This is a genomic window from Acinetobacter lwoffii, from assembly GCF_024129355.1.
Lineage (GTDB): Bacteria > Pseudomonadota > Gammaproteobacteria > Pseudomonadales > Moraxellaceae > Acinetobacter > Acinetobacter lwoffii_I.
Map to the genome: position 1 here is coordinate 51865 of NZ_JAMXXP010000010.1, position 26144 is coordinate 78008.

Sequence of the window (26144 nt, forward strand, 5' to 3'; positions counted from 1 at the left end):
CAGATCAAGAGTAGAGCAGAACGATGATCGTAAATCCAATTAAACGTCGTCCAACACGTAAAATTCGTGTGGGTTCAGTTTATGTGGGTGGTGATGCACCAATCAGTATCCAGTCGATGACCAATACTGAAACCTGTAATGTAGCAGCTACGGTTGCTCAGATCCAGCGCTGCGTCGATGCAGGCGCGGACATCATGCGGGTTTCTGTGCCTACCATGGAAGCGGCGGCGGCATTTGGTGAAATTCGCAAGCAGGTCAATGTACCTTTGGTGGCGGATATTCACTTCGATTATAAAATTGCTTTGGCAGTTGCCGATTTGGGTGCAGACTGCCTGCGGATTAACCCGGGCAATATCGGTTCTGAAGCGAAAATTCGTGAAGTCGTGGCCGCGGCACGTCATAACGACATTTCCATGCGGATCGGTGTCAATGCCGGCTCCCTGGAAAAAGATATTCAAAAGAAATATGGCGAGCCGACTGGTCAGGCTTTGCTTGAATCTGCGATGCGCCATATCGATATTCTAGACCGTCTGGATTTCCAGGAATTCAAAATTTCAGTCAAAGCCTCGAATGTGTTCCTGACCATGGATGCGTATCGTTTGCTGTCACAGCAAATTGATAATCCGCTCCATCTGGGTGTCACAGAAGCAGGTATTTACCGCACCGGTTCGGTTAAATCTGCCATCGCTTTGGGTGGCCTGCTGATGGAAGGCATCGGGGATACCATGCGTATTTCCTTAGCTGCCGAGCCTGAAGAAGAAATTAAAATTGGTTTTGATATTCTGAAATCGCTGGGTCTGCGCTCCAACGGGATTAACTTCATTGCCTGCCCAAGCTGTTCACGTCAGGAATTTAATGTGATTTCCGTGATGCAGCAACTTGAAGAGCGTTTAGAAGATATTCGTACCCCAATGGATGTCTCGGTCATTGGCTGTAAAGTGAATGGGCCGGGCGAAGCCAAAGAAGCGGATATTGGTGTCGTAGGTGCAGCACCACGTTCACTGGTGTACCGTAATGGTGAAAAGAGCCATTTAATTGACACGAATCAATTGGTTGATGAAATCGAAACCATGGTTCGTCAACGTGTTACCGAGCTTGAAGAAGCTAAATCTAAAGAAATTATTCGTACAAGTTTTCCTGAGTAGATCATGAGTTCAATCGTCGCAATCAAAGGTTTTAATGACATTCTCCCAACGCAAACCCCAGCTTGGAGACGTCTTGAACAGCATCTATCCGGTTTGATGGATGCCTATGGCTATCAACAAATTCGTTTGCCTATCGTAGAACAGACTAACCTGTTTAAACGTTCGATCGGTGATGCAACCGATATCGTTGAAAAAGAAATGTATACCTTCCTCGACAAGGGTAATCCGCCTGAGTCGTTGACGTTACGTCCTGAAGGGACGGCTGGCTGTGTACGTGCCATGCTGGAGCATAATCTGCTGCGTGGTGCGACGCCTCGCGTCTGGTATATCGGCCCAATGTTCCGTTATGAAAAACCGCAAAAAGGCCGTTACCGTCAGTTCCACCAGTTTGGTGTGGAAACCTTTGGTGTGGCAACACCGGATATGGACGCAGAACTGATTCTGATGACGGCGCGTCTGTGGAAACGTATGGGTGTGGCAGACAAGGTTCAGCTTGAGTTAAATACACTCGGTGAGTCGGATGAGCGTGCAGCCTATCGTGCGGCGCTGGTTGAGTTTTTAGAGTCGCATAAAGCTGATCTGGATGAAGATTCTCAGCGCCGTCTGACCACGAATCCATTGCGTATTCTGGATTCTAAAGATGCCAAAACACAAAGCATCTTGGAAAATGCACCGAAACTTCATGATTTTATGGGTGAAGAAACGCTGGCGCATTTTGCCCAGTTACAGCAGTATTTGACTGATGCAGGCGTAAGCTTCGTGATCAATCAAAAACTGGTACGCGGTCTGGACTATTACAACAAAACTGTTTTTGAATGGACTACAACTCACTTGGGTTCACAAGGTACAGTGTGTGCCGGTGGCCGTTATGACGGTCTGGTGGGGCAACTTAAAGGCAGGCCTGATCAATCTGTCCCTGCGGTTGGTTTTGCCATGGGTATCGAGCGTTTATTGCTTCTGCTGGAACAGGTTGAAAACAATGCCCCGACACGTGATTGTGAAGTATTCCTGGTGGCTGAACCGACTTCTCAAGGTAAGGCTTTGGTCATTGCCGAACAGATCCGTGATCAGCTTGAAGCAGCAGGCAGTCAGGTTCGTCTGAAAGTAGGCTCACAAGGTTCAATGAAATCGCAAATGAAAAAGGCCGATCAAGCCGGTGCTTTGTATGCAGCGATTTTGGGCGAGCGTGAACTGGAAGCTCAGGCGTTTACTGTGAAAGAGCTGGCAACCGCAGAGCAATCGAATGTACTATTTACGGACTTCGTTGCATTTTTTAGTACTAAAATTTCTTCAAAATAATCGATAAAACATTAGGAAAAGGGTAATCTCATGAGCGCAATGAGTGGTGATGAACAGTTTGAAAGCTTAAAATCCTTTACGAAGAAATATGGTTCTTCGATGATTACCGGGATTTTAATTGCGCTGATTGCCTTTTTTGGGTGGGAATATTGGCAGAAGAAAAACCTGGCAGAGTCGCAAATGCACACTGCCAAGGTTCAGCAGTTGATGGATGATGCGCAGGCATCGAAAGGTGATGGTTTTGCTAAGTTATCTGAAGCTGCGGACAAAATTGTCAAGGAAGCACCGGATTCAGCACAGGCGATTCAGACCCAGCTGATGATGGCTAAATTGGCTTATGACAAAGAAGATTATGCTGCGGCCGAGAAAGCGCTACAGAAAGTTGAAAACTCGAAAGTAGATGATAAAGGCCTGGTTCAGGTTGTCAAACTTCGTCTGGCTTATGCACAATTGGCGCAGAAAAAATATGATGCTGCATTGAAAACTTTAGAAGCAGTCACTGAGCCTGCATTTAAAGCAACTGCCGATGAAGCACGTGGCGATATCTATGTTGCCAAAAATGATATTGAAAATGCTAAAAAAGTATATCAAAGTGCATGGGATGCTTTGATTGAACGTAAAGAAGAACGTCAGATTTTACAAATTAAGCTCGAAAGCGTAGGCGTATTGGTCGATGATCCGGAAATCGAACGCCCAATTATAGAAACACAAGCGGAAGAAGCTGAATGAATAGAAAATACAAAATTACCTGTGCCTTGACTGTTTTAACGCTTGCATTGGCTGGCTGTGCGGGTAAAACCAATAAAGTTCCAGAAGTAAAACCGAATCCACTTCCAAAACTGACTCAAGCCAAAACACTGATCCCTGTATTTTCCACCAGTGTGGCTTCGACAGATGCTGCTGATCCGTTGCGTTTACGTCTGGATGCAGATAATGATGTGATCTTTGCAATTGATCCGAAAGGCGAAGTGTCTGCATTTAAAGGTAAACAGCGTCTGTGGCAGAAAAAAGTCAGCAAAGACAATTTAAGTTCTGGTGTTGAAGCTGCTGAAGGTCTTGTTGTCGTTGGCAACCAGAAAGGCCAACTGTTTGCGCTGGATCAGCAAACCGGCGAGCAAAAATGGACTGCGCAATTGACGGGTGCTTTACTGGCACCTTCATTAATTCATGCTGGTCGTGTCATTAGCGTGAGCAATGACGGCACAGTATATGCGCATGAAATTGCGACGGGTGCGCAAGTTTGGACTTATAACTTACCTAATGTACAATTCAGCCTGCGTGGCATGGCTGCACCTGTTGCATTAGATGCTCGTAATGTACTGATTGCATCTTCCAATGCTTATATCTATGCACTGGATGCCTTAAGCGGTGTGCCAAAATTACAGCGTCGTGTCGCAGTGTCGGATGGGCGTTCTGATATCCAGCGTCTGGTTGATATTGACGGGGAACCGGTCGTTGCAGGCCAGTTTGTGGTGACCACCAGTTATCAAGGTCAGGTGACTGTGCTGGATTTAGCTTCACAACAGGTGGTCTGGAGTGAAGATGCCAGCAGTATCCAGCGTCCAGAAGTTGTGGGCAATGGTGTATTTGTGGCGCAAACCGATGGCAAAATCAAAGCCTTTGAAATTACCTCGGGTCAACCGCTTTGGGAAAATGACCAGTTGCTGAATCGCAAGTTAAGTAATCCGGTGATGCTGGGTACTGATCTTGTAGTCGGCGATCTGGATGGTGTCTTGCACCTGATTGATCCGCGTACCGGACAGATTACTGGTCGTTCGAAAACCTCTGGGGAAGTACGTAGCTTACGCGTCATCGACAACCAGCTGTATGTTTCCACACGCAAGGGCGCATTAAGCATTTGGCAGAACCGTTAATTTTAACGAGCCTTATGCTAAACTAGCCACAACCGTATTTTTGTGAACGCGGGGTGATTGAAAAATCAATGCCCCGTGTTTTTATTTAGGGTATTTCCCCCTTATATCTTCCTATACTTTCTGATGTTCAGGCCACTTTGACGCCTGATATTGAATAAAGGTTACTCTATGAAACCCGTAATTGCGCTCATTGGTCGTCCGAACGTCGGAAAATCAACGCTGTTCAACCAGATTACCAAGAGCCGTGACGCATTGGTGGCAGACTTTGCAGGTCTGACACGCGACCGTAAATATGGCGATGCTACCTATCAAAATAAATCTTTCATTGTGGTCGATACTGGCGGTATTGGCGAAAATGAAGGTGGTATTGATTCATATATGGCAGAGCAATCCAAGACTGCCATTCATGAAGCCGACATCATCATTTTTGTGGTTGATGCGCGTGCCGGACTGCTGGCTTCCGATGAACAGATTGCACGTGAATTGCGTACTTTAGGTAAAAAAGTCTTTCTGGTGGCCAACAAGGTCGACGGCGTACATGCTGAAGCTGCCCTGGTTGAATTCTACAAACTGGGTATGGGCGAACCGCTACAAGTGGCAGCCAGCCATGGTCGTGGTGTTCAGCAAATGCTGGAAGATGTACTTGCTGACGTACCGGAAGATGAAAATCCGGAAGAGCATGACAAAAACACGGGTCTGCGTTTAGCGATTATTGGTCGTCCAAACGTAGGTAAATCAACGCTGGTGAACCGCTTGCTCGGTGAAGAGCGTGTGGTGGCATTTGACCAGCCGGGTACAACACGTGACTCGATTTATATTCCATTCGAGCGTGATGGCCGTCAATATACCCTGATTGATACTGCCGGGGTGCGCCGTAAAGGTAAAGTTGATGAAATGATTGAGAAATTCTCGATTGTTAAAACTTTACAGGCAATGAAAGATGCCAACGTAATTGTTGTTGTGGTTGATGCGCGTGATGGTATTGTTGAGCAGGACTTGCATTTGATTGGCTATGCACTTGAAGCAGGTCGTGCCATGGTTATTGCAGTCAATAAATGGGATAACATGACTGAATATGATCGTAAGCAATGTAAGCTCGATGTAGAGCGTCGCTTCGATTTTATTCCATGGGCCAAAGTGCATTTGATTTCTGCATTGCATGGAACTGGCGTGGGCGATCTTTATCCATCGATTCACCGTGCTTATGATTCATCTCGTTTGAAAGTATCACCGGCAAAAATCACCCAGATTTTAAATGATGCGACAGATGCCCACCAACCACCTATGGTTCAGGGTCGTCGTATTAAAATGCGTTACGCACATATGGGTGGACAAAATCCGCCAACGATCGTGATTCACGGAAACAAGGTGGATAAAACCCCTGCGGATTATCGCCGTTACCTGGAAAATGTGTTCCGTAAAGTGTACAAGCTTGAAGGTACACCTATTAAAATCGAGTTTAAAACTTCTGAAAACCCGTTTGAAGGCCGTAAGTCTCAAGTGGATGAGCGTGCAGCTGCACGTAAACGTCGTTATGTACAGAAGTTCAAGAAAGCCGAGAAGAAATTTAAGCGTTAATTTTATAGTTTAAATTTTCCGGATAAAAAGCCTGCGTAAAGCGGGCTTTTTTTATTACCTATAAAAATATTTTTTAATCAGGCTTAATTTTGAATTTAATAAAAATAAAATATTCTTTTAATTATAGTTATTTAGTATAAGTATCAATTTAATATTTATGTGATATGTATTATATTTGTGTGAAATTGTTAATTCAGTCGCAAAAATGAAAATTGACTGAAAAAGATCATAATAAATTACTACCCAAATTTGCGGTGGTGTGAGGGGAACATGAAAAAAACTGCATTGGCCTTAATCTGTATGATGGGTTTACCAAGCCTTGCATGCGCTGAAATGATCAAAGTGAATGGTGAGGGCAGTAGCCCCATTATAAAAAAAGATCCAATAGGAACACGGAATCAAGCATTGAATAATGCAAAAACTGATGCAGTCATTGCTTTAATCAAAAAAATAAATGGCCCTCAAGCCATGCAGGATGCCGAACTCCATCTGGCAGATATTGTGAAACAAGTTGACAATGGCTACGTATTTAATCGTGGTAGTCAAACCAACAATAACAATGAACTGGTTACTTCTATTTCAATTGAAATGGATGATCAGGAGTTTCGCCAGATCTTAAATGATCTGGGTTTATCCAAAAAGAATAGCCGAACCAGTCCGATCATGATCGTAATGGATGAATATTTTGGTGTACCGCGAGATAACTCAAAACCGGTGAAAGAGTTTACGTCGTACTTTTCTGACAAGAGCTATGCCTATGATGAAAAGGCCAGCTATGACGCGAAAGAAAGTGCAAAAGCCAGTGAAAGTTCATCATATTCATCAAAAGGCAAATCAGCTTCGGCTTCAGGCTATGCCTATGGTAATTACTATGGTGCAGGTGCGGGCGTTGCTGCACGTTCATCAAGTCACAATAATTCAGGTAAATCTTCTGCTTCAGTAAGTTATAACGCCAGTGAATCAGCACGTTATAGCCAGTCTGAACGCCAGAATGATATTCAAAATTTTGTGAAATATGTGGAATATCAAACCCCGTCGACCACACCTGAGCGTGAAAATCAAACGTTAACCTCAATTGCCCGTGCAGCATCTAAATATGATCTACGCTTAATGGATTCGGATGTGTTTCGTAGCCGTTATCTCAAAGGCAAGAGTATGACCATTCAACAATTGCTGGGTGATGCAGAGCTGGCAAAACTTGCAGTGGCTGCACGTCAGGAAAAAGCGGACTGGTTTATGGTCGGTAGCTCTTATATTTATGACCGTGGTCGTTCAGGTGCAACGGGTCAGTTTGTTTGTGATGGTGCACTCAGCTATAAAATTTATTCAGTCGATGATGGCACACTGATGGGCGGCGATACCCGTACTGAATCATCCACGGCTGCAACGACAGATACTTGCCGTACCAATGTTGCCCGTAAACTGGGTGAAATGACGCTATCTGAAGTCGGCCCGCAAATCCTTGCCTATTCGAAAAACCGCAGCATGTATGGTAAGGAAATAACCCTCTTTGTAAAAAGTGTATCGGGTAGCGTATCTAGCCGGTTAGGGGATGACCTGTACGTGGCCTTAGATGAAATGGATGGTGCGGAAAATATCGATATCCGTACCCAGGATGGCAAATTGGTCGAGATGACCATGACTTATAAGAGTGAAAAGCCGTTAAGTGCTGAACTTGCCAAAGCATTGCGCCGGGTAAATCCTGTTCTGTCGAATGCAGAACGCCTGCAAGCAGGGAATACCATTACTTTATGTATTGGTGGTACCCAATGCAAATAAGCTTGAAAAAAGCCATGCTTGCCATGGCGCTGATGGGAACGGCTAGTCCACAGGCCAATATTCAGGTTTTTCCGGCGAAGGGAATTTATGGGCTGGAACTGCCTTGTCGTCAATCGGCAGAACATATAGAAGCAAACGCATCATCGATTTCCTGTGACTTTAGCAGGGCTGTATCTAGCGAGACGATTCGTACTCAAGTTGCACAGGCTTTCGAGCAGCAGCTGAAACAGGCCTTGCAAGATCAGGTGGTTACTTCAATTTCCCAACAGAATAAACATCGAAGCTATGTGGCCTCTCTGGAAGTTTTGCGGGCCAGCGAATATGTAGTGCAAAAGGAATCTACAGCCGAGATTTTTCTGCCAGTCACTTTAAGTTTAAAGTTGACCAATGTCTTGTCTGGAGAAGTGATTTATACCGATAGCGCTACCTTATCTCAACCTATACAGGTGCTGTCGACTGATGTCGAGGCGGCTACAACCCGTCAGGCGGTCCAGCAGAAATTTCAAAGTAGCTTGCTGTCCTTGACCCAGCAATTGACCCAGGATCTGCAGAAAAAATTTAAGGTTTCTGAAGTGCAGACTAAGGTGATTGACCGCTGGAAGTCTTATATGGTTTTGGATAAAGGCTTTAATCAGGGGATTGCCAAAGATGATGAGCTGAGCTCGGCTTCAGGAGATTTAATCCGGGTTGTCCATGCTGATAGCGATTATGCTGTGGCATTGCCTGTATTGATGAGTGGTAATTCAAGCCAGTTTAGCAAGATTTCGGCCAATACTCGTCAGGCACTGAACAAGCCTAAAGCTTTGGTGGTGGATGTATTGACTTATCAAGGTGAGTCAAAAGACCTGATTGAGCAGATTTTTTCTGATGCGATCGGAGAAAATGCATCCTTTACCCTTACACCAGTCAACAAACGTTATAGCGTGCTCGCACAGAGTATCAGTGAGCAGACGGGTTTAACTAATCAGGAAACCCAGCATCAGCGTGAACTTCCTGAATTTTTTATTCGTATTAATGTGATTCCTGTAATTGGTTATCAACAGCAAGTCGGCAAGATGACTGAGCAACAAGTGGTACATAGTGAAGTGTTTGCTGAAATGATTGACCGTTCTGGGCGCGTGATTTATTCGGCACATGCAACTGATGAAATCAGTGAAACCATTTCACAAGGAATGGGTTTTTCACTGGATACGCGTAAGGAAGTGGCACTCAAAAATGCTTTGGTGAAATTGGGTCAGCAATTCCAGAAAGGGATTCAATTTACCCGTTCAGATTTGCAGGTAGCGAGTGGTGGTAGTGAGATCATCACGATTCAGGATGCAGGCGAGCGTTTGACCACAGGCATGAAAATTCATGTGTATAACCGTGAAAAAGTTGCTCAGCGTCAAGTATTAATCCCGACTTGGGAAGCCACAGTCATTGAGCGTCAAGGGACTAAAGTCAAAGCGCAGCTTGATTTTCCTGTGAGTGGAAATGACCGTCTGCCGGTACGTTCGGGTGACAGCATCTTGGTGGATAGCCATGCTGCTGTGGGTGAGTCGAAACTTGCACGGGTACTTTGTCCAAGCTTGCATACCGATCAAGTTGGAGAGATTCCATTTTATGGATTTGGTCCGCTGATTTATCACGCATTTACCAGTCAGTCCAAACGTCCATTTTATGCCACAGGTTCAGGTTTTAAAGGGCAGACCAGTTTAGAAACATCAATTATAAAAATGACTGAAAATGCCGGCTTTAAAAAACAGCTTAATTTGAAACTGTATGTGCCCAAAGACGAGTGCTTACAGCCAGCATTCAAGATTCAGGTTCGAGAAGACTCTATTAAATGCAATGCAGACAAATCCAGTTGCGATGCCACTTTGGTGTTGGCAGGTGGCGCGCGGCGTTTTAATGCAAAACAGGAACGTGTTGGGGCTGTCGGTTTACAGCAAGAAGTCAGTTTAAAAGGCATTGATATTACCCATCGTCATGAAATGTACAACATTCAGATGTTCAAGGCATTACCAAAAATTTTAAATCAGATCGTGCAAAAAGCCGATGCAGTTCAGTAAGGAATTATAAGGGGAAATACTATGAAAAAAATCGCAAGCATCTTGATCTTGGGAAGTGCTGTATTGGCATCGCAAAGCCATGCCGGTCTTGGAACATTGAGTAGTCTGGCATCAAAAGCAGTTGCAACGACAACAGGCACATCTTCACAAAATCTGGATTTGGCGGGTTTTCTTAAGCAGGCACAAGCCACCAATGCCATGTTTATTCAAAGCCGAACGACACTGGCAACCCTGTTTGCTGAACGTAAAGACAGTGAAGAGCTGAAAACCAAATTAAACAGCTTGAAAACTACCTCGGACGTAAAGGAAAAAGAGGCCATCCAGAAAGAGATTACCAAATTGACCAATGATGTTCTGGATGCATCAAAAAAGGATGAAGCGGCGACACTGGAACGTATTAATGCATTAAGTGTAAGCCAGAAACAGCTTCTAGTTAACTCACTTACTAACTTTGCGATTGCGGGCTTGTCTGCACGCGAACTCGTGCTTAATAGTAAGCAGGTGTCTATGCAAATGCTCAGTAATCCGCGTAGTGTCAGCGATAGCGGTATGTCTTTTATGGATGCCAAAGGTCTATTAGGTGATGTGACTGGAATTGCAAAAAACGCAACAATGGCATTGGTGGAGTATCCGCAATTGATGAAAAAAGCGGGCTTGAACTTTAAGGCGCCAGAATCTGCAGCAGCAAAACCAGTTGATATTTCTGATTCAATCTAAGCAATATGAGTCTAGCCTGTTTTCGAACAGGCTTTCTTTTTTTATCTGGCGACGTAAAATGAAAAAGTCCATCTGTTTCTATGAGCTTTGCATTGTCGCGAAATATTCAAATTTATCTACAAAAAATAGATCAGTTCTTTTCGATTAAACCGCCTGAATCACGGGTAGAGCAAATCAAAAATCGAAAACTGGCAATTTATGCGCGACGTAACCAGTTGCTGTCAGATCAATTCAATCATCCGATCCAATCTCTGGATTTCACCGCCACTGAATATGGCAAGCCTTATTTAAATGACTATCCGGATTTCAGTTTTAATCATAGTCATAGTCAAAATTTCTACGCCCTGGCCACGAGCAGGAATGTCCAAAACTTGGGAATCGATATTGAAGAACTGAGCCGTAAAGTCCGTTTTGAAGCTTTGGCACAGCACGCCTTCCATCCTGAAGAACTCAAAAATTGGCAAGCGCTGGCTTATGACCCTGAATACTGGTTTAAAGTCTGGACGACCAAAGAGGCCGTGTTAAAGGCATCAGGCTTGGGAATCCGGATCAACCTCAACGAACTCAATACCAATATCCATCCTGAGCAAAATGGTGGGCGCTGCGAACATCCAGAGATTGGCATCTATGCTTATCAAAATTATTCTATTGCTGGCTGTATGCTCACCGTGGCTTGGCAAAGTGAGCATTCCTGCAAAGGGTTGAGATTTCCAGTGATCCAGATTCATCACACTGTCTAAAACAGAATCAACCCAAATATTTTTTATTTTCTGGAAATGAGCAGATTACTCAGTCGATTCACAAATTTTGGACTCATTCGCGATAAATGAAATAAAAACTGGCTTTTGAAACCAACCGGATGATGCGTGGCTTGCCAGATGGAATCTTTGAGTTCTGCCAGTTTCAGAATATCTTGTGCGACATCTTCTGCTTTTAAATGCACGCCCATCTTTTTGATGCTTTCTGCCTGCATATCTTTGACCATGGCCGTACTGACGAAAAGCGGCATTACATCCAAGACTCGAATCCCATAGGGTTGCCACTCAATATCCAGACTTTCAGTCAGGCCACGCACTGCAAACTTGCTGGTGGAATAACTGCTTAAATCGGCTTGGCCATAAATCGCCGAAGCTGAAGATAGATTGATGATGCGGGCAAATGAAGATTCTTTTAAATAAGGGAAAGCGGCATGACAGCCGTTCATGACTCCTTTAACATTAATATCCAGAGTCCGATGATGCGCCATAATATCAGTTTCTTCAAAAGGGCCTGAATATAAAATCCCGGCATTATTGACCAGAATATTGATTTCACCTGCCCAAGCTGAAAATTCGGCTAAAGCTGTTTCCCAGGACGTATAACCAGCCACATCCAGAAAACCGGCTTTGGCATGTTCGCCCAGTTGCTGGGCCAGTTGTTCTGCCTGCTCCACCTGAACATCATAAATACCCACCTTGTAGCCGTGCTGGTAAAATAGGGCGGCTGTCGCGGCACCAATTCCTTGTGCTGCACCGCTAATCAATATACTGTGCATGTGCCTGATCTCCTTATTGTCTTTTTTTTTGAGCATAACAAGAAACTGGCAGATTGACGCGACAATTTGGTAAAAAAAAGAGGTTTTTAAACATGGAACAACTACTCAAGGTCATGCGCGAATTACGTGAAAAATGTCCATGGGATCAGCAGCAGACCCCCGAATCTCTGACCAAATATGCCATTGAGGAAGCTTACGAAGTCGAAGCGGCAGTCCGCTCTGGAAAAGTCGACGATGTCCGCGATGAGCTGGGTGATTTGCTGTTACAGGTAGTGTTCCAGTCGCAAATGTATAGCGAGCAGGGGGCTTTCGATTTTCAGGATGTGGTTCAGGCCATTACCGATAAACTGGTTCGCCGTCATCCGCATGTATTTCAGGCTGAACAATTTGCAAAAATGAGTCCGGAAGATGTGTCTGAGCTATGGAAAGAAATGAAACAGCAAGAAAAGCAGGGCAAGCCGCGTTCACGTCTGGATGATATTAAACATGCACCGGCTTTGGTGCAGGCCGATGAAATTCAAAAAAATGTCGCCAAAATCGGTTTTGATTTTCCGGACATGGCGGGTGCTTATGCCAAGCTGGAAGAAGAACTGGCTGAATTAAAAGAAGCGGTAGCCGGACAAAATTCCGATGAAATACAGGAAGAATTTGGCGACTGCTTATTTTCTCTGGTCAATGTTGGACGTAAACTTGGCATCTCCAGCGAGATGGCATTATTGGGTACGATCCATAAATTTCGGACCCGCTTTGCCTTGATGGAAGATCAGGCAGAACGACAACAATTAGACTTGGAAAAGCTGTCACTAACTGAACTTGATCAGCTGTGGGAACAGGCTAAATTAGAATTAAAACAAAGAGCAGCACATGAAAAAAATACCTTATCGAATCGGTCCGACGTGGATTAATCTTCTTCTGAGTTGCTGGTTGGGCTTTATTTCTATCGGAACAGCGCATGCGACTGCGACCGATTATATGGAATGGAAGACCCAGCAACAGCAACATGATGCACGTCTGAAGAAAAAAGCTGCCGCTACGGCCTCATCCGAAAGCAATCACTATCTGGCGAAGCCTGCATTATCGGCATCTTCCGCTGCTGATAAAATCAGTTTAAATCATGCGACTGTGGAGCAATTACAGCAGCTGAATGGCATTGGTCAAAAGAAGGCCGAAGCGATTATTGAACATCGGCAAAAAAACGGAAAATTCAAAAGCATTGAAGAGATTCAGCTAGTCAAAGGCATTGGGCCGGCATTATTTGCCAAAAATAAGGCTAAACTGGCCTTATAAGGCGACAGCACGGATCATGACTAGCTGATTGATTTGACTCGCAGGATTGACATAATCAAATTGCCCTTTAGTCGTGTAAGCGATATGATTAGCGTCATCTTAGAATTTTACGTTCAGACGTAGGAGACAGCGTCTTTTGCAAACTTTGCGCGCGTCAAAATGTGGTTTATCAACCGCTCAATTACCTTCTTATATTCTCGATGTGATTGATGCCTTAAACAAGGCAGGCTATGAAGCTTATATCGTGGGTGGTGGTGTTCGAGATCTGATGTTAGGTTTGAATCCTAAAGATTTCGATGCAGTTACCAATGCAACCCCGGCTCAGGTCAAGGAAGTTTTCGGACGACGTTGTCGAATTATCGGACGACGTTTCGAACTGGCGCATGTCTATTCAGGGCGGGAATTGGTTGAAGTGGCAACCTTCCGTGCACCACCAAAAAAAGCAGTGACCTCGGCCGCGGGGATGATTCTGCGGGATAACAACTGGGGCAGCATCGAGCAGGATTTTGCCCGTCGTGATTTCTCCATCAATGCAATGTATTACCAGCCGCGTAAAGGCATTGTGCTGGATTTCTGCAATGCAGTGGATGATATTCACAGCAAAACCTTACGCTTGCTCGGTGATCCGACTCTAAGATTTGAAGAGGATCCGGTGCGGATGCTGCGAACCTTACGTTTTGCCGCCAAGCTGAACTTTAATATTGATGAAGCGATTCTGGATGTCTTTACGCCGGAAATGACCCAGTTGCTGCGTGATGTTTCTCCACATCGACTTTATGATGAATCACAGAAACTGTTTACCATGGGACACTTGAATCGTGTCTTGCCAATGCTGATCGATTTTGGGATCTGGCAGCAGTTATTTGCAGATATCAAGCCTGAAATTACAACATTTATGGAACGCGCTGCGAAAAATACCGATCAGCGTATTTCTATCGGCAAGACCATCAACCCGGCCTTTTTCTATGCGGTATTGTTGTGGCAGCCATTCCTCGAACGTTGTGAATTCTATCTGAATAAAGGCGTGGTAGCCGCCGAAGCCCGCGCCCAAGCCGGTCTGGATGTGTTAAAACGTCAGGCAACCCGCACCATTATTCCACGCTTTGCGGAGACCTTTATTCGTGAAGTCTGGGAAATGCAGACCCGTTTGCTGAATCCAAAACCACAGCAAATCGAGGCTTTGTCCAGCCATGCACGTTTCCGTGCCGGCTTTGACTTTTTGCTGCTGCGTGAAAAATCAGGTGATGCGACTGCACAAGGTATGGGCAGCTGGTGGGATGCCTACCAGCAAATGAGCGGTGACGAGAAAGAACGGGCCATTAGCCAGTATAACCGTCAGCGTGCCAAGAGCCGTCGCAAGGCGAGTCAAGAAGAGCATCTGGAACAGAAGCTGACCCAGCAGCAAGATCTTGCCGAGATTGAGCCGTTGGTGAATGAGCCTGAACCACGCAACCGTCGGGTGCGTAAAGCCAAGTTTGAAGACAAGGCGAAACCTCTATCGCATGTGGCAGCCAGTGCCAGCGGTGAAATTGGTGCAGATCATCCGATTATGAAACGCAAACGGGTGAAACGTGATCTGAGCCAAGTGGTGTTTGGGCCAACACAATGATCGTGACGTATATTGGTCTGGGCAGTAACCTGGGCGATTCACGCCAGATTCTGGCAGAAGCTGTACAGAAACTGGCGACATTGGGGCAGGTGAAAACTTCGCATCTGTATCAAAGTCCACCGATGGGGCCACAGGATCAGCCAAACTATCTGAATGCAGTGGTGCAGTTAAATACCGATCTGGCAGCTTTAGGCTTGCTGGATCGCCTGCAAGCTTTTGAGCAGGACGCTGGTCGGGTACGTTTACGTCATTGGGGCGAACGTACGCTGGATCTGGACTTGCTGCTCTACGGTAATGAGCACATTCAAAATGAACGCTTAACTGTGCCGCATGTTGGGGTATTAGAGCGTGATTTTGTCCTGATTCCACTTCTGGATATTGAGCCTGAATTACAGGTTTATGGACACAGATTAAAAGACCTGGACATCGTTAAACAGTCGACCCTCGCGGTACTCGATGACAGCAACTGGGCAAATATTTAATTTTTAAGTGATGGTAGCTTTGTCAGAACTTTCAAGCATAGAGGAACATTTTCATGGTCAGTCTGAGTGATTTAAGACGCTTTAAAGCAGAGGGACGCAAATTTTCATGTCTGACTTGCTATGATGCCAGTATGGCCAAAGCCATGGAAATTGCCGAAGTGGACAGCATTTTAATTGGCGATTCTTTGGGAATGTCAATTCAGGGCCGTGATTCGACTTTGCCGGTCACGGTTGCAGATATGGCCTATCATACGGCTGCGGTACGCCGTGGTAACCAGCATGCCTTTATTATGACTGACTTGCCATTTATGAGCTATGCTACCTTGAATGATGCCTTGCAAAGCTCGAAAACCGTGATGCAGGCCGGCGCGCAAATGGTGAAAATGGAAGGTGGTGCATGGCTGGCAGAAACCGTGCAAGTGCTGACCCGTAACGGTATTCCTGTCTGTGTGCATTTGGGTCTTACTCCGCAGTCGGTACATGTGTTTGGCGGTTATAAGCTGCAAGCTCGTACCCGTGAAGCGGCCGATCAGCTCATTGCGGACTGTAAGGCAGTGGTCGAGGCGGGTGCTGCACTATTGCTACTTGAATGCGTACCGGCACAGCTTGGCCAGGAAATCACAGAACTGTTTCCGCAGATTCCGGTCATTGGCATTGGTGCAGGTGCAGCTACTGACGGACAGGTATTGGTGGTTCAGGACATGCTCGGTTTGACTTTTGGACATACTGCAAAATTTGTACGTAATTTTATGCAAGAACAATCGGGTGCGACAGCCATTCTGGATGCTTTTAAAGCATACCATGCTGCAGTTTTAGATGGATCTTTCCCGGCACCAGAACAAACTTTTCAGGTTGAATTGTAAGATGAAAACAGAAACCACCATTCAGGGCTTAGCGGCATCATTAAATCCGGCGCGTACCAGTCGCAAGATTATCGGTTTTGTACCGACCATGGGCAATTTGCATGAGGGGCATTTAAATCTGGTGCGTGAAGCGCGTAAGTTGTGTGATGTCGTGGTGGTCAGTATCTTTGTCAATCCAATCCAGTTTGGGCCAAATGAAGATTTTGACAGCTATCCGCGCACGCTTGAAAAGGATCAGCAGCTTTTGGCAGAAGTTGGTTGTGACATCGTGTTTGCGCCGACGGTTGAGCAAATGTATGGTAAAAAACCGCGTCTGACCAATATCAGTGTTTCTGACATTACCAATGATTTATGTGGTTTGCAGCGTCCCGGCCATTTTGATGGTGTGGTGGTGGTGGTCACTAAATTGTTTAACATCGTACAGCCGAATTACGCCTTCTTTGGCCAGAAAGATTATCAGCAATTGGCAGTGATTCGTCAGTTTGTACAAGACCTGAATATTCCACTGGAAGTGATTGGTGTACCGATTGCCCGTGCAGAAGACGGCCTGGCTTTAAGTTCGCGCAATGGTTATTTAAGCCCCGAGCATCGTGCAATCGCACCGGTAATTTATCAAAGCTTGCAAAAGGCTGAACAGCAATTACATGCAGGTGTGGAACTGGATACGGTATTGGCGGAGATTCGCCAGACTTTAACCGATGCTGGATTTGTAGTGGATTATATTGAAGCCCGCACTCCAGAATTACAAAAAATTCATACGTTTAATCAAGATCTTGTGTTATTTATAGCTGCAAAGCTGGGGAATACACGTCTGATCGATAACCTGCAGGTTAAATACACTGCTGGCTAAGATGAAAGGGTAGCATGCATGAAGCGCATTTTAATTGTCACAGGACAATCTGGTTCGGGTAAATCATCTGCATTACAGGTGCTTGAAGATCTGGGTTATTACTGTATTGATAATCTGCCTTTGGCATTGCTTCCTGAAATCGTGGCAAAACTGGACAGTGAAAATAATCTGGAACAGTTGGCGCTGGGCGTCGATGTGCGCAGTACCCGGGCAGATTTACAAGAATTTGATCATGTATTTGAGCAACTGCAACAGCATGGTTCGGTCGATATTATCTATCTGACCACGCAGGATCAGGAGCTGATCGCACGGTTTAGTGCTTCGCGTCGGCCGCATCCTTTAGCGTCACGCTTTAAAAGTCTGAATCAGTGTATACAGGAAGAAAAAATTCTGTTGATGCCGATCCAGTTGCGTTCTACGGTGCATATCGATACCACCGATAAAAGTGTGCATGACCTGAAACATACCTTATTGTCCAAGCTGGGACAGGCCGATAACCTGATCCTGATTCTACAATCCTTTGGCTATAAGCATGGCATTCCACTGGATGCCGATTATGTCTTTGATGTCCGGCATTTGCCTAATCCGCATTGGGAACTGGAACTGCGCAAATTTTCAGGGCTAGATCAGCCGGTGCAGACATTTTTACAAAAGAGCGATCAGGTCGAGGACATGTTCAATGATCTGTATCATTTTCTGGACAAATGGTTGCCGACCTTTGCCGAAGGACATCGTCATTACATGACCGTGTCAATTGGTTGTACCGGTGGTCAGCATCGTTCTGTTTATATTGTGGATAGACTAAAAAAAGCCCTTGAGGCAAAATGGTCTATTCAAGTCCTCCATCGAGAAATGAAGCACTGGTCATGATTGATACGACAGTTGACGTAATTAATAAACTGGGTTTACATGCACGCGCATCTGGTAAACTGATAGAAGTTACCACCAAATTTCGTTCCAGTATCCAGATTGGCAAGGCTGACAAATTGGTAGATGCCAAAAATATCATGTCATTGCTCATGCTTGGTGCAGGCAAAGGAACAACTTTACGCTTAGTGATTGAAGGAGCAGATGAGGAAAAAGCCTTATCTGAAATTCAGGCACTATTTGCAGCAAAATTTTATGAGGCAGATTAATCGTGGCACGTCGACCGAACAGTTTAACTGAAGAAGATTTTGATTCTTTAGAGGGACGCGCAAGTAAGACCGAACAGAAAAAAGCAGTCCAGCGTATGGCTGCTTTAGGTGCGCAGCTTGCAGAGCTGAGCGCTAAACAAATTAAAAACCTACCCGTAGATGAGCGTTTGATTGACGCCTTGCTTGATGTGCAGGCAATTAGTTCACATGAAGCACGTCGTCGTCAATTTTCACGGATTGGTAAATTATTACGTAATGAAAATGAAACGGTGATTTTGTCTTATTTAACACCCAAACAAGGTCTTAAAAAGACAGCTCAATTACAGCGTTGGGTGGATCGAATTGTTAAAGATGGTGATCCAGCCATCAATGAATTTACCAAAAACTATAATGCGACAGAGCGTCATACCTTACGTCAACATTATCTTCGGGTACACCGTGATTTAAAGAATCAAGCACCTGAAGAAGAAGTGAATGCTTCTAAATTAAAGCTGTTTAACTATGTACAGCAAGTGGCATTGATTTCTGACAATTAAGCAGCCATATAAAAAGGCGGTCTTTTTAGGCCGCTTTTTTTATAGCTATTCTGAGCCGATTGGTTTGACGTAGACATGCATAGCCTATAAGTGATCTATTTTAATATTTCTATTCCAGCTTCTAAAACTGCACTGAGGATAAAAAACACAAAATTTTCACAATTAATTTGTTAATAAATGTAAGTTATTTACAATCCTCAGTGGTTTTTTGGGTCTGTTTTTAGTTGAAATGCTGATATTTAAATATTTCTTACATTGGAATTGTTAAGATATTTTAAAAAATTAAAAATTAATTCTGAGCATTATTAGGTAGATGAAACCTGATATAAAATCTATTTTTAATCATAAGGTCAAACTATATAGTTGAAAAATCATTAGCTTTTACTCTAAATAGAGTAAAAAGCGATGGTGGGTATTTTTTATTCAGTACTGTGTTACAGTAAATACAAATAAAGATACTTATTTTAGGTGAGATATATTAACTTCAAATACTTATGTAGATTTTTTTCGAATAGTAAATTTTCAAGTTATTCTTAATCAATTAAATATCAGTATCTTGCAGTTAAGAATGTATCTGGATAGAAACAGGTTAACAAATCCTTTAACCTAGAGGTGGGTTTTCATCGTTGAGTAAATATAGAATCTTTGTTATTGATTGTATGAATTTGGTCGGCTGTGTTTTCTTTATTCCATAAACATTCAGAGAGACAGACATGGAACTAAAACTGCTAGAGGTCGGTCAGAATACGGAGCAATTAAGCTCGTGCCGTATATCTCTCATTTTAGGTGTCTATACCTCCAATAACCTATTAGACACCTTTTGTAAGATCGCCCGTAAAATTTTAAACGTTAAAACCAGTATTATCAGTTTCCACATGGAACCCTATATCTGGTACAGCTGTCCGCGCGGTTTCCGGGCCTTGCACGCCCCGCAGAACGTGAATCTGCCTGCGTATCTGCAACAGTCAGATGTCATTGACCAGATGCATCCTGCTTATACAGAACTGTCAAATTATGTGAAAAATCTCGGTGTAGCGCATCAGAGATTAGTCGCCTTTAATTTAAAATCAAGTAGCAGTGTGTCTTTTGGACAGGTCATTTTCTTTGATGATCAGACTGAAGGGTTTGATCAGGATGATATTGCCACTATTAAACAATTTGCTGAAAGTTTAGTGATTCGAATTCAGCTCAATCAAGAACATACTGAACTGAAAGAATTATATGAACAGCAATGCGCACTCAACTTCAGTAAAACCAAATTTTTCCAGATTATTGCGCATGACTTGCGTGCACCATTTCATGGTTTACTGGGCTTTTCCGAAGTGCTAGCGCAGGAGCGTGACACTCTGGACGAATCCAGTATCCAGAGCATCGCGGATTATTTATATGATAATGCACAATCGACCTATAACCTGCTGGAAAGCCTGCTGACTTGGGCGATGGCAGAGGGTGGACGCTTTATTTATCATCCGATTAATTATGAATTGAAACAATCCAGTAATATTGTGTGCAGTGTGCTGAAAAGTCTGGCCTTAAATAAAAAAATTGAACTGGTTGATAATATTCCTGAAGACATCAAGGTACATGCGGATATCAACATGATTACCTCTGTCTTGCAGAACCTGGTGTCGAATGCGCTTAAATTCACCCCGGTGAATCAAGGCGGTAAAGTGATTTTAGCTGCAGAAATGGAAGGCGAGCAGGTCAAGATTACGATTCAGGATACTGGCTTGGGCATGACTGAAGAGCAGATGCAGAATCTGTTTAAACCGACTTTGGGTGTGAGTGTCAGAGGCACAGCTGAAGAGAAAGGGGCAGGTTTGGGTCTGGTGCTCTGCAAGCGCTTTATTGACCTGAACCATGGTCAAATTGCTGTAGATTCCAAAGAGGGTCGGGGTACGACCTTTACGGTACATTTACCGATGGTCACCAATGATCATCAGGCACTGGTGCTTGAAGATGTACATATCGAGCAATCTTAAAGAAGTAAATTTCAAGCTAAAACATTCCCACTGAGACAAAACTCCTGCTATAACTAAGCAGAATGTTTCAGGGGAAGAGTTGAGTGATGAATGCGGCACAATTGCAGAAAACCTTAAGAGCCAGCCAATATGCCGAACAGGTATTGGCCAATCAACAGAGTTTACTGGAACAGGATTATGCAATTGACCAGTTTCAAGGCTCACTCAGTCGGGAATATATCGATCAGCTGGTGCAGCACTGCATCCTGAATATAAGCGATGAAGCAACGTGGATGCGCGCAATGCGTATTTTGCGGGCTCGATTGATGTTTCGCTGGATCTGGCAGGATGCCAATCAACTCACCGATGTCATTACCCTCACCCAAGAACTCTCCGATTTTGCCGATGCCTGTATCTGTGCGGCAAAAGATTTTGCCCGTATTCCTGTCGCTGCCAAGTATGGCCAGCCGATTGGCTATAACGGAAAAGTCCAGGATCTGATAGTCATTGCCATGGGGAAACTCGGCGCCCAAGAACTCAATCTTTCCAGTGATATCGACCTGATTTTTGCCTTCGATGAGCAGGGTGAAACCGATGGGCGCAAATGTATTGATGTACAGCAGTTTTGCATCCTGTGGGGACAAAAACTAATTCATTTGCTGGATCAGATCACGGCAGATGGTTTTGTATTCCGGGTGGATATGCGCCTGCGTCCCTGGGGCGATGGTTCGGCGCTGGCCATTAGCCACGCGGCCTTGGAAAAATATCTGAGCCAGCATGGACGTGAATGGGAGCGTTATGCCTGGATTAAAGCACGTATTGTTAATCCAAGTCCGGAAGGTGACGAGCTGCTGGAGATGACTCGTCCATTTGTATTCCGCAAGTACGTCGATTACAGCGCTTTTGAAGCCATGCGCGAAATGAAAGCCATGATCGAGCGTGAAGTACAACGCCGGAATATAGAAGATGATATCAAGCTCGGAGCTGGCGGCATTCGCGAGGTTGAATTTATCGTGCAGGTGTTTCAGCTGATTTATGGTGGAGCCAAGCTTGAATTGCAGGATCGCCAGTGTCTGGTGAATCTGAATCATCTGGATGATGCCGAGTTACTGGATGAACAGGCGGTGCAGGATCTGGAAGATGCCTATTTATTCCTGCGCCGGGTTGAGCACGCGATTCAGGCCCTAAATGACCAGCAAACGCAATCATTACCGACAGAGCCAGAGTTAAGGGCGCGTATAACGGACACACTTGGTTTTGCGGATTGGGACAGCTTTATGGCATATCTCAATGAGAAACGTGACAAAGTGATGTATCAGTTTGATCATTTAATCAAGGAAAATGGCCCAGATACCCTGGTTGAAAGTTTTTCCCAGCTGGAAAAAAAACTCAAAGAAGTATTGGATGAGAATGCGAAGAATCTCGTTCATGAGTTTTGGAATGGGCATGCCTTAAAAAAATTACCGGCAAAGGCGGTACAACGTTTAAAAACCTTCTGGCCACATTTAATTGAAGCCATTTTACAGTCAGATGATCCGCAGACAGCACTGGTACGACTGATGCCCTTGGTGGAATCGGTAATGCGCCGTACGGTATATCTGGTGATGTTAATCGAGAGTAAAGGGGCGTTACAGCGACTGGTGAAGATGGCCACGGTCAGCCCATGGATTTGTGAAGAACTGACCCATTATCCGGTGCTACTGGACGAATTCCTGTCGATGGATTTTGAATTGCCAAAACGTAAGGATCTGGAAGATTCCTTGCGCCAGCAACTTTTACGGATTGAAATTGATCAGGTTGAAGACCAGATGCGGGTTTTGCGCCTGTTTAAAAAATCCAATGTACTTGCTGTAGCCGCCAGTGATGTGCTGGCTGAAAGTCCTTTAATGAAAGTTTCCGATGCCTTGACCGATATTGCTGAAGTATCGGTGAATGCAGCGCTGCATCTGGCCTATCAGATTGTGGCAAAAAAGCATGGTTTTCCACTGGATGCAGAAGGGCAGCGCTGTTCAGTCGAGCATACGGCTTTTGCAGTCATTGGTTATGGTAAAGTCGGTGGAATTGAATTGGGTTATGGCTCGGATCTGGATCTGGTGTTTATTCACTATATGGGTGAACAGGCCGATACCGATGGACTTAAGCCGATCAGTGGCTTTGAATTTGCCATGCGGGTTGCACAAAAGTTTATGTCACTGATGACCACGCAAACCTTGGATGGACGTGTATATGAAGTCGATACCCGATTGCGTCCATCGGGCGAAGCTGGGCTTTTGGTGACCAGTTTAAAAGCCTTTGAACAATACCAGTTCAAAAGTGCCTGGCTATGGGAGCATCAGGCACTGGTGCGAGCCCGTCCGATTGCGGGTGAAATGAGCTTGCGAAAAAAGTTCGAAGTCTTACGCCGGGATATTTTGATTCAGCCTCGCGATGAAAATTATGTACGGGCAGAAGTACTGAAAATGCGTCAGAAAATGAAGGAGCATCTCGGTTCTTCTAAAGAGCAAAAAAAAGATGGTATTTTTCATTTAAAACAAGATGCAGGTGGTATCGTAGACATCGAATTTATGGCACAGTATGCTGTGTTGGCTTGGAGTGGGACGAATAAAGATCTCGCCCATTTCTCCGACAATGTACGAATTCTTGAGGATGCCGCAAAATCAGGTTGCTTATCCAGCGACGATGCGACTGCTCTGATTCAAGCTTATCTCCGTGAACGCGCCGAGAGCCATCGCTTAGCCCTTGCAAATCAATCCATGCAAGTGTCTGCAAGCGACTGGCACGATACCCGAATGACCGTTTGCAAGTTATGGCAAAGACTGATTGATCCAAGTGCAGACTTTGCACTGGATAGTGAATAATTGTGAGAAATTGGAGTTTGTGGCATGAATTTGGCTGATCGTGATGGTTTTATTTGGCAAGATGGACAACTAGTTGACTGGCGTGAGGCAAAAACTCACGTATTAACACATACTTTGCATTACAGCATGGGTGTGTTTGAAGGCGTCCGAGCTTATGAAACCCCGAATGGAACGGCTATTTTCCGTCTTAAAGAACATACGAAGCGCTTGTTGAATTCTGCAAAAATTTATCAAATGAAAGTTCCATTTGATCAAGCAGCATTAGAACAGGCTCAAATTGATGTTGTTCGTGAAAACAAATTAGCGTCTTGCTATTTACGTCCAATTATTTTTATTGGTTCTGAAAAACTCGGTATCGCTGCAACTGACAATACCATTCATGCCGTAGTTGCGGCATGGAGCTGGGGTGCTTACCTCGGTGAAGAGGCGATGGCGAAGGGAATTCGCGTAAAAACGTCTTCATTTACCCACCATCATCCGAACGTGACCATGTGTAAGGCTAAAGCATCAGGTAACTACACCTTGTCGATTCTTGCGCATCAGGAAGTGGCGCATTCAGGTTATGATGAAGCAATGCTGCTCGACCCGCAAGGCTATATATGCCAAGGTTCAGGCGAAAACGTATTCTTGGTACGTGATGGTGTGATTCATACGCCTGATATCGCTGGTGGTGCGCTGGATGGTATTACCCGTCAAACGATTATTACGATTGCTAAAGACCTGGGTTATGACGTAATTGAACGCCGTATTACCCGTGATGAGTTCTACATTGCAGATGAAGCATTCTTTACCGGTACTGCTGCAGAAGTAACACCAATCCGTGAATATGATGACCGTCAGATTGGTGAAGGTGTACGTGGTCCAATTACTACACAAATCCAGAAAGCATATTTTGATGCAGTTCAGGGCAAAGACCCGAAATATGCACACTGGTTAACGTATGTGAAGTAATTCAGAATTTACTGATTGAAAAAACCTCTCATTTGAGAGGTTTTTTTTAACTGATGTACTTATTCTGCCGAACTTATGTCATCATATTCACCATCAAGAAGATTTTAAGATGAGCTTAGGCATACGCAATGAGTAACATCGTTATTTGTATGAAATGGGGAACCAAATACGGTTCGGAATACGTCAATCGTTTATACAATATGGTTAAACGACATACGACAGTCGACTTTAAAATGGTTTGTCTGACGGATCGTACTGAAGGTATTGATCCTGCAGTACAATGTTTCCCTATTCCACCTCTGGCATTGCCTGAAGGTGCGCCTGAGCGTGGCTGGAACAAGCTGTCCACTTTTGAGCCTGATCTGTATGGTTTGGAAGGCAATGCATTATTTCTCGATCTTGACGTGGTGATTGTCGATAATATCGATGAGTTCTTTACCTATCCGGGCGACTTTCTGATTATTCATGACTGGAAACGGCCGTGGCGTATTACCGGTAACAGTTCGGTTTACCGCTTTAAGCTGGGTGCTTTCCCGGGGCTTTTGCCTTATTTCCGTGAAAACTTTGATGAAATCCGTAAAAAATTCCGTAATGAGCAAGCCTATTTGTCTTGGTACGTAGACCGTGAAGGTAAACAGACATACTGGCCAGAAAGCTGGTGCAAGAGCTATAAATATCATTGCCTGCAAAAAATCCCGATGGCTTACTTTAAGCCACCTGTGAAGCCTGAAGGGGCCAAAATCATTGTGTTTCATGGGGAGATTAATCCACCTGATGCAGTCAATGGTGGTGGTGGGAAATGGTACCGTTATGTGTTGCCATCGCAGTGGATCAAGGATGCTTGGCAGTAAGCTGAATCAATGAGAAATTGAAAGAGATTTAATTTCAAATGCCGGTAAGAAAGAAAAGTAAGTTCGAACAATGGTTTTCATTTAGTCGCCATCAACGTCGATTTGGGGCAGATAAGGTCTATGCTCAGTTTAATGATGTAGATCTAGATGCACTTAAAAATCAGATTATTGATGGTAAAGAAGCTTGCTATACCCATGGTTCAGCTAAAGATTTAAATGAACATATTGAGCAGCTTGAACAGGAGTTTGTCGGTCAGTCTGCACTGAATCACTATCATGCCAGTTTAATTGTTCTGATTCGTCGCGAAGTTGATGTCCAGAATAATTATGCGAAATTTAAAGCATTATGGATGGCTGAACGAAATTTTCTTGTACAGTCATTGAATATACGCTGGCTGATTTCAGCCTGTGATACTTTTATTGATTTTGATGAAGACGTAACTCTAAAAGCCATTCTGATGAATGCAGTGGTATTGATTAATACGCTTAAGTTACAGGAAACAGAACGTTTTTTGTGTGATCAGTCTTTAACTGTAAATCAGGAGCATCAGCAGTTATTACAACAACAGCGCTATGCCTTATTTGATGGTACTTCTGCATTTGCAGTTGGAACAGATGATACTTTACGTAATATGCGCTGGCGACTAGAACAAGTGTGTAAAGCTCATGAGCTTGGTCAAATCGTGATAGAAATTTTTGACCGTCTTCAACTTGAGCAGAATGAGAATGTTTATTCACGTTTTAAACAGCGTCATACTCGTGAAAAGACGAGATGGTGGTAAT

At 44.3% G+C, this 26144-nt stretch carries 24 protein-coding genes; 23 read left to right on the forward strand and 1 reads right to left on the reverse strand.

The genetic code is table 11. From position 1 onward, the window contains the following. Positions 1–23 precede the first annotated feature (23 nt). From ispG to NI468_RS07440, 9 genes are all read left to right on the forward strand, one after another. A complete protein-coding gene (gene ispG, locus NI468_RS07400) occupies positions 24–1145 on the forward strand; it encodes a flavodoxin-dependent (E)-4-hydroxy-3-methylbut-2-enyl-diphosphate synthase (protein WP_086044096.1) in 1122 nt (373 codons plus the stop codon). A 3-nt stretch (positions 1146–1148) separates the two neighbouring features. Continuing rightward, entirely contained in the window at positions 1149–2444 is a 1296-nt protein-coding gene (hisS, locus tag NI468_RS07405) for a histidine--tRNA ligase (RefSeq protein WP_253100981.1), read from the forward strand. A 30-nt stretch (positions 2445–2474) separates the two neighbouring features. Further along, the gene (locus tag NI468_RS07410) at positions 2475–3173 is read left to right on the forward strand and encodes a YfgM family protein (RefSeq protein WP_044109972.1); all 699 of its coding nucleotides are present in this window, start codon (positions 2475–2477) and stop codon (positions 3171–3173) included. Then, positions 3170–4318, forward strand: a complete 1149-nt coding sequence (gene bamB / locus NI468_RS07415) for an outer membrane protein assembly factor BamB (RefSeq protein ID WP_253100985.1) — start codon at positions 3170–3172, stop codon at positions 4316–4318. The genes NI468_RS07410 and bamB overlap by 4 nt, the downstream gene beginning before the upstream one ends. Before the next feature lie 168 nt (positions 4319–4486). Beyond that, complete coding sequence (gene der / locus NI468_RS07420) at positions 4487–5896, forward strand: ribosome biogenesis GTPase Der (RefSeq protein WP_004278348.1); 1410 nt, start codon at positions 4487–4489, stop codon at positions 5894–5896. Positions 5897–6166: 270 nt separating this feature from the next. Continuing rightward, on the forward strand, positions 6167–7675 hold the full coding sequence (locus NI468_RS07425; RefSeq protein WP_253100988.1) for a hypothetical protein: 1509 nt from the start codon (positions 6167–6169) through the stop codon (positions 7673–7675). Beyond that, a complete protein-coding gene (locus tag NI468_RS07430; protein WP_253100991.1) occupies positions 7666–9726 on the forward strand; it encodes an MreC domain-containing protein in 2061 nt (686 codons plus the stop codon). Before NI468_RS07425 ends, NI468_RS07430 begins: the two co-directional genes overlap by 10 nt. A gap of 21 nt (positions 9727–9747) precedes the next feature. Beyond that, the gene (locus NI468_RS07435) at positions 9748–10443 is read left to right on the forward strand and encodes a hypothetical protein (protein WP_180038806.1); all 696 of its coding nucleotides are present in this window, start codon (positions 9748–9750) and stop codon (positions 10441–10443) included. A gap of 80 nt (positions 10444–10523) precedes the next feature. Further along, entirely contained in the window at positions 10524–11183 is a 660-nt protein-coding gene (locus NI468_RS07440; RefSeq protein WP_253100993.1) for a 4'-phosphopantetheinyl transferase family protein, read from the forward strand. Between the two features lie 23 nt (positions 11184–11206). Here NI468_RS07440 and NI468_RS07445 read toward each other — a convergent pair whose 3' ends face one another. Further along, positions 11207–11977: an SDR family oxidoreductase gene (locus tag NI468_RS07445; protein WP_253100996.1), complete on the reverse strand. Its 771-nt coding sequence runs from the start codon at positions 11975–11977 to the stop codon at positions 11207–11209. 92 nt (positions 11978–12069) lie between these two features. Here NI468_RS07445 and mazG point away from each other — a divergent pair, with 92 nt between their 5' ends. From mazG to NI468_RS07515, 14 genes are all read left to right on the forward strand, one after another. After that, positions 12070–12882 carry a nucleoside triphosphate pyrophosphohydrolase gene (mazG, locus tag NI468_RS07450; protein ID WP_222110535.1) on the forward strand — a complete coding sequence of 271 codons (813 nt, stop codon included), beginning with the start codon at positions 12070–12072 and terminating at the stop codon, positions 12880–12882. Beyond that, complete coding sequence (locus NI468_RS07455) at positions 12842–13264, forward strand: ComEA family DNA-binding protein (RefSeq protein ID WP_253101000.1); 423 nt, start codon at positions 12842–12844, stop codon at positions 13262–13264. The genes mazG and NI468_RS07455 overlap by 41 nt, the downstream gene beginning before the upstream one ends. A gap of 136 nt (positions 13265–13400) precedes the next feature. Further along, entirely contained in the window at positions 13401–14873 is a 1473-nt protein-coding gene (gene pcnB / locus NI468_RS07460; protein WP_253101003.1) for a polynucleotide adenylyltransferase PcnB, read from the forward strand. Beyond that, complete coding sequence (gene folK, locus NI468_RS07465) at positions 14870–15355, forward strand: 2-amino-4-hydroxy-6-hydroxymethyldihydropteridine diphosphokinase (RefSeq protein ID WP_253101006.1); 486 nt, start codon at positions 14870–14872, stop codon at positions 15353–15355. Before pcnB ends, folK begins: the two co-directional genes overlap by 4 nt. Before the next feature lie 53 nt (positions 15356–15408). After that, complete coding sequence (panB, locus tag NI468_RS07470) at positions 15409–16218, forward strand: 3-methyl-2-oxobutanoate hydroxymethyltransferase (RefSeq protein ID WP_253101008.1); 810 nt, start codon at positions 15409–15411, stop codon at positions 16216–16218. 1 nt (position 16219) lies between these two features. Further along, on the forward strand, positions 16220–17068 hold the full coding sequence (panC, locus tag NI468_RS07475) for a pantoate--beta-alanine ligase (RefSeq protein WP_253101011.1): 849 nt from the start codon (positions 16220–16222) through the stop codon (positions 17066–17068). Positions 17069–17086: 18 nt separating this feature from the next. Beyond that, a complete protein-coding gene (gene rapZ, locus NI468_RS07480) occupies positions 17087–17938 on the forward strand; it encodes an RNase adapter RapZ (RefSeq protein WP_253101015.1) in 852 nt (283 codons plus the stop codon). Next, complete coding sequence (locus NI468_RS07485; protein ID WP_044109984.1) at positions 17935–18204, forward strand: HPr family phosphocarrier protein; 270 nt, start codon at positions 17935–17937, stop codon at positions 18202–18204. Before rapZ ends, NI468_RS07485 begins: the two co-directional genes overlap by 4 nt. A 2-nt stretch (positions 18205–18206) precedes the next feature. Then, positions 18207–18740, forward strand: a complete 534-nt coding sequence (yjgA, locus tag NI468_RS07490) for a ribosome biogenesis factor YjgA (RefSeq protein ID WP_005107862.1) — start codon at positions 18207–18209, stop codon at positions 18738–18740. Between the two features lie 713 nt (positions 18741–19453). Beyond that, a complete protein-coding gene (locus NI468_RS07495) occupies positions 19454–20722 on the forward strand; it encodes a sensor histidine kinase (protein WP_253101018.1) in 1269 nt (422 codons plus the stop codon). A gap of 86 nt (positions 20723–20808) precedes the next feature. Further along, positions 20809–23559, forward strand: a complete 2751-nt coding sequence (glnE, locus tag NI468_RS07500; RefSeq protein WP_253101021.1) for a bifunctional [glutamate--ammonia ligase]-adenylyl-L-tyrosine phosphorylase/[glutamate--ammonia-ligase] adenylyltransferase — start codon at positions 20809–20811, stop codon at positions 23557–23559. Positions 23560–23583: 24 nt separating this feature from the next. Next, positions 23584–24510: a branched-chain amino acid transaminase gene (locus NI468_RS07505; protein WP_253101024.1), complete on the forward strand. Its 927-nt coding sequence runs from the start codon at positions 23584–23586 to the stop codon at positions 24508–24510. A 128-nt stretch (positions 24511–24638) separates the two neighbouring features. Beyond that, on the forward strand, positions 24639–25361 hold the full coding sequence (locus NI468_RS07510; protein ID WP_004647484.1) for a hypothetical protein: 723 nt from the start codon (positions 24639–24641) through the stop codon (positions 25359–25361). A 38-nt stretch (positions 25362–25399) separates the two neighbouring features. Continuing rightward, positions 25400–26143: a hypothetical protein gene (locus tag NI468_RS07515; protein WP_247143805.1), complete on the forward strand. Its 744-nt coding sequence runs from the start codon at positions 25400–25402 to the stop codon at positions 26141–26143. Position 26144 lies beyond the last annotated feature (1 nt).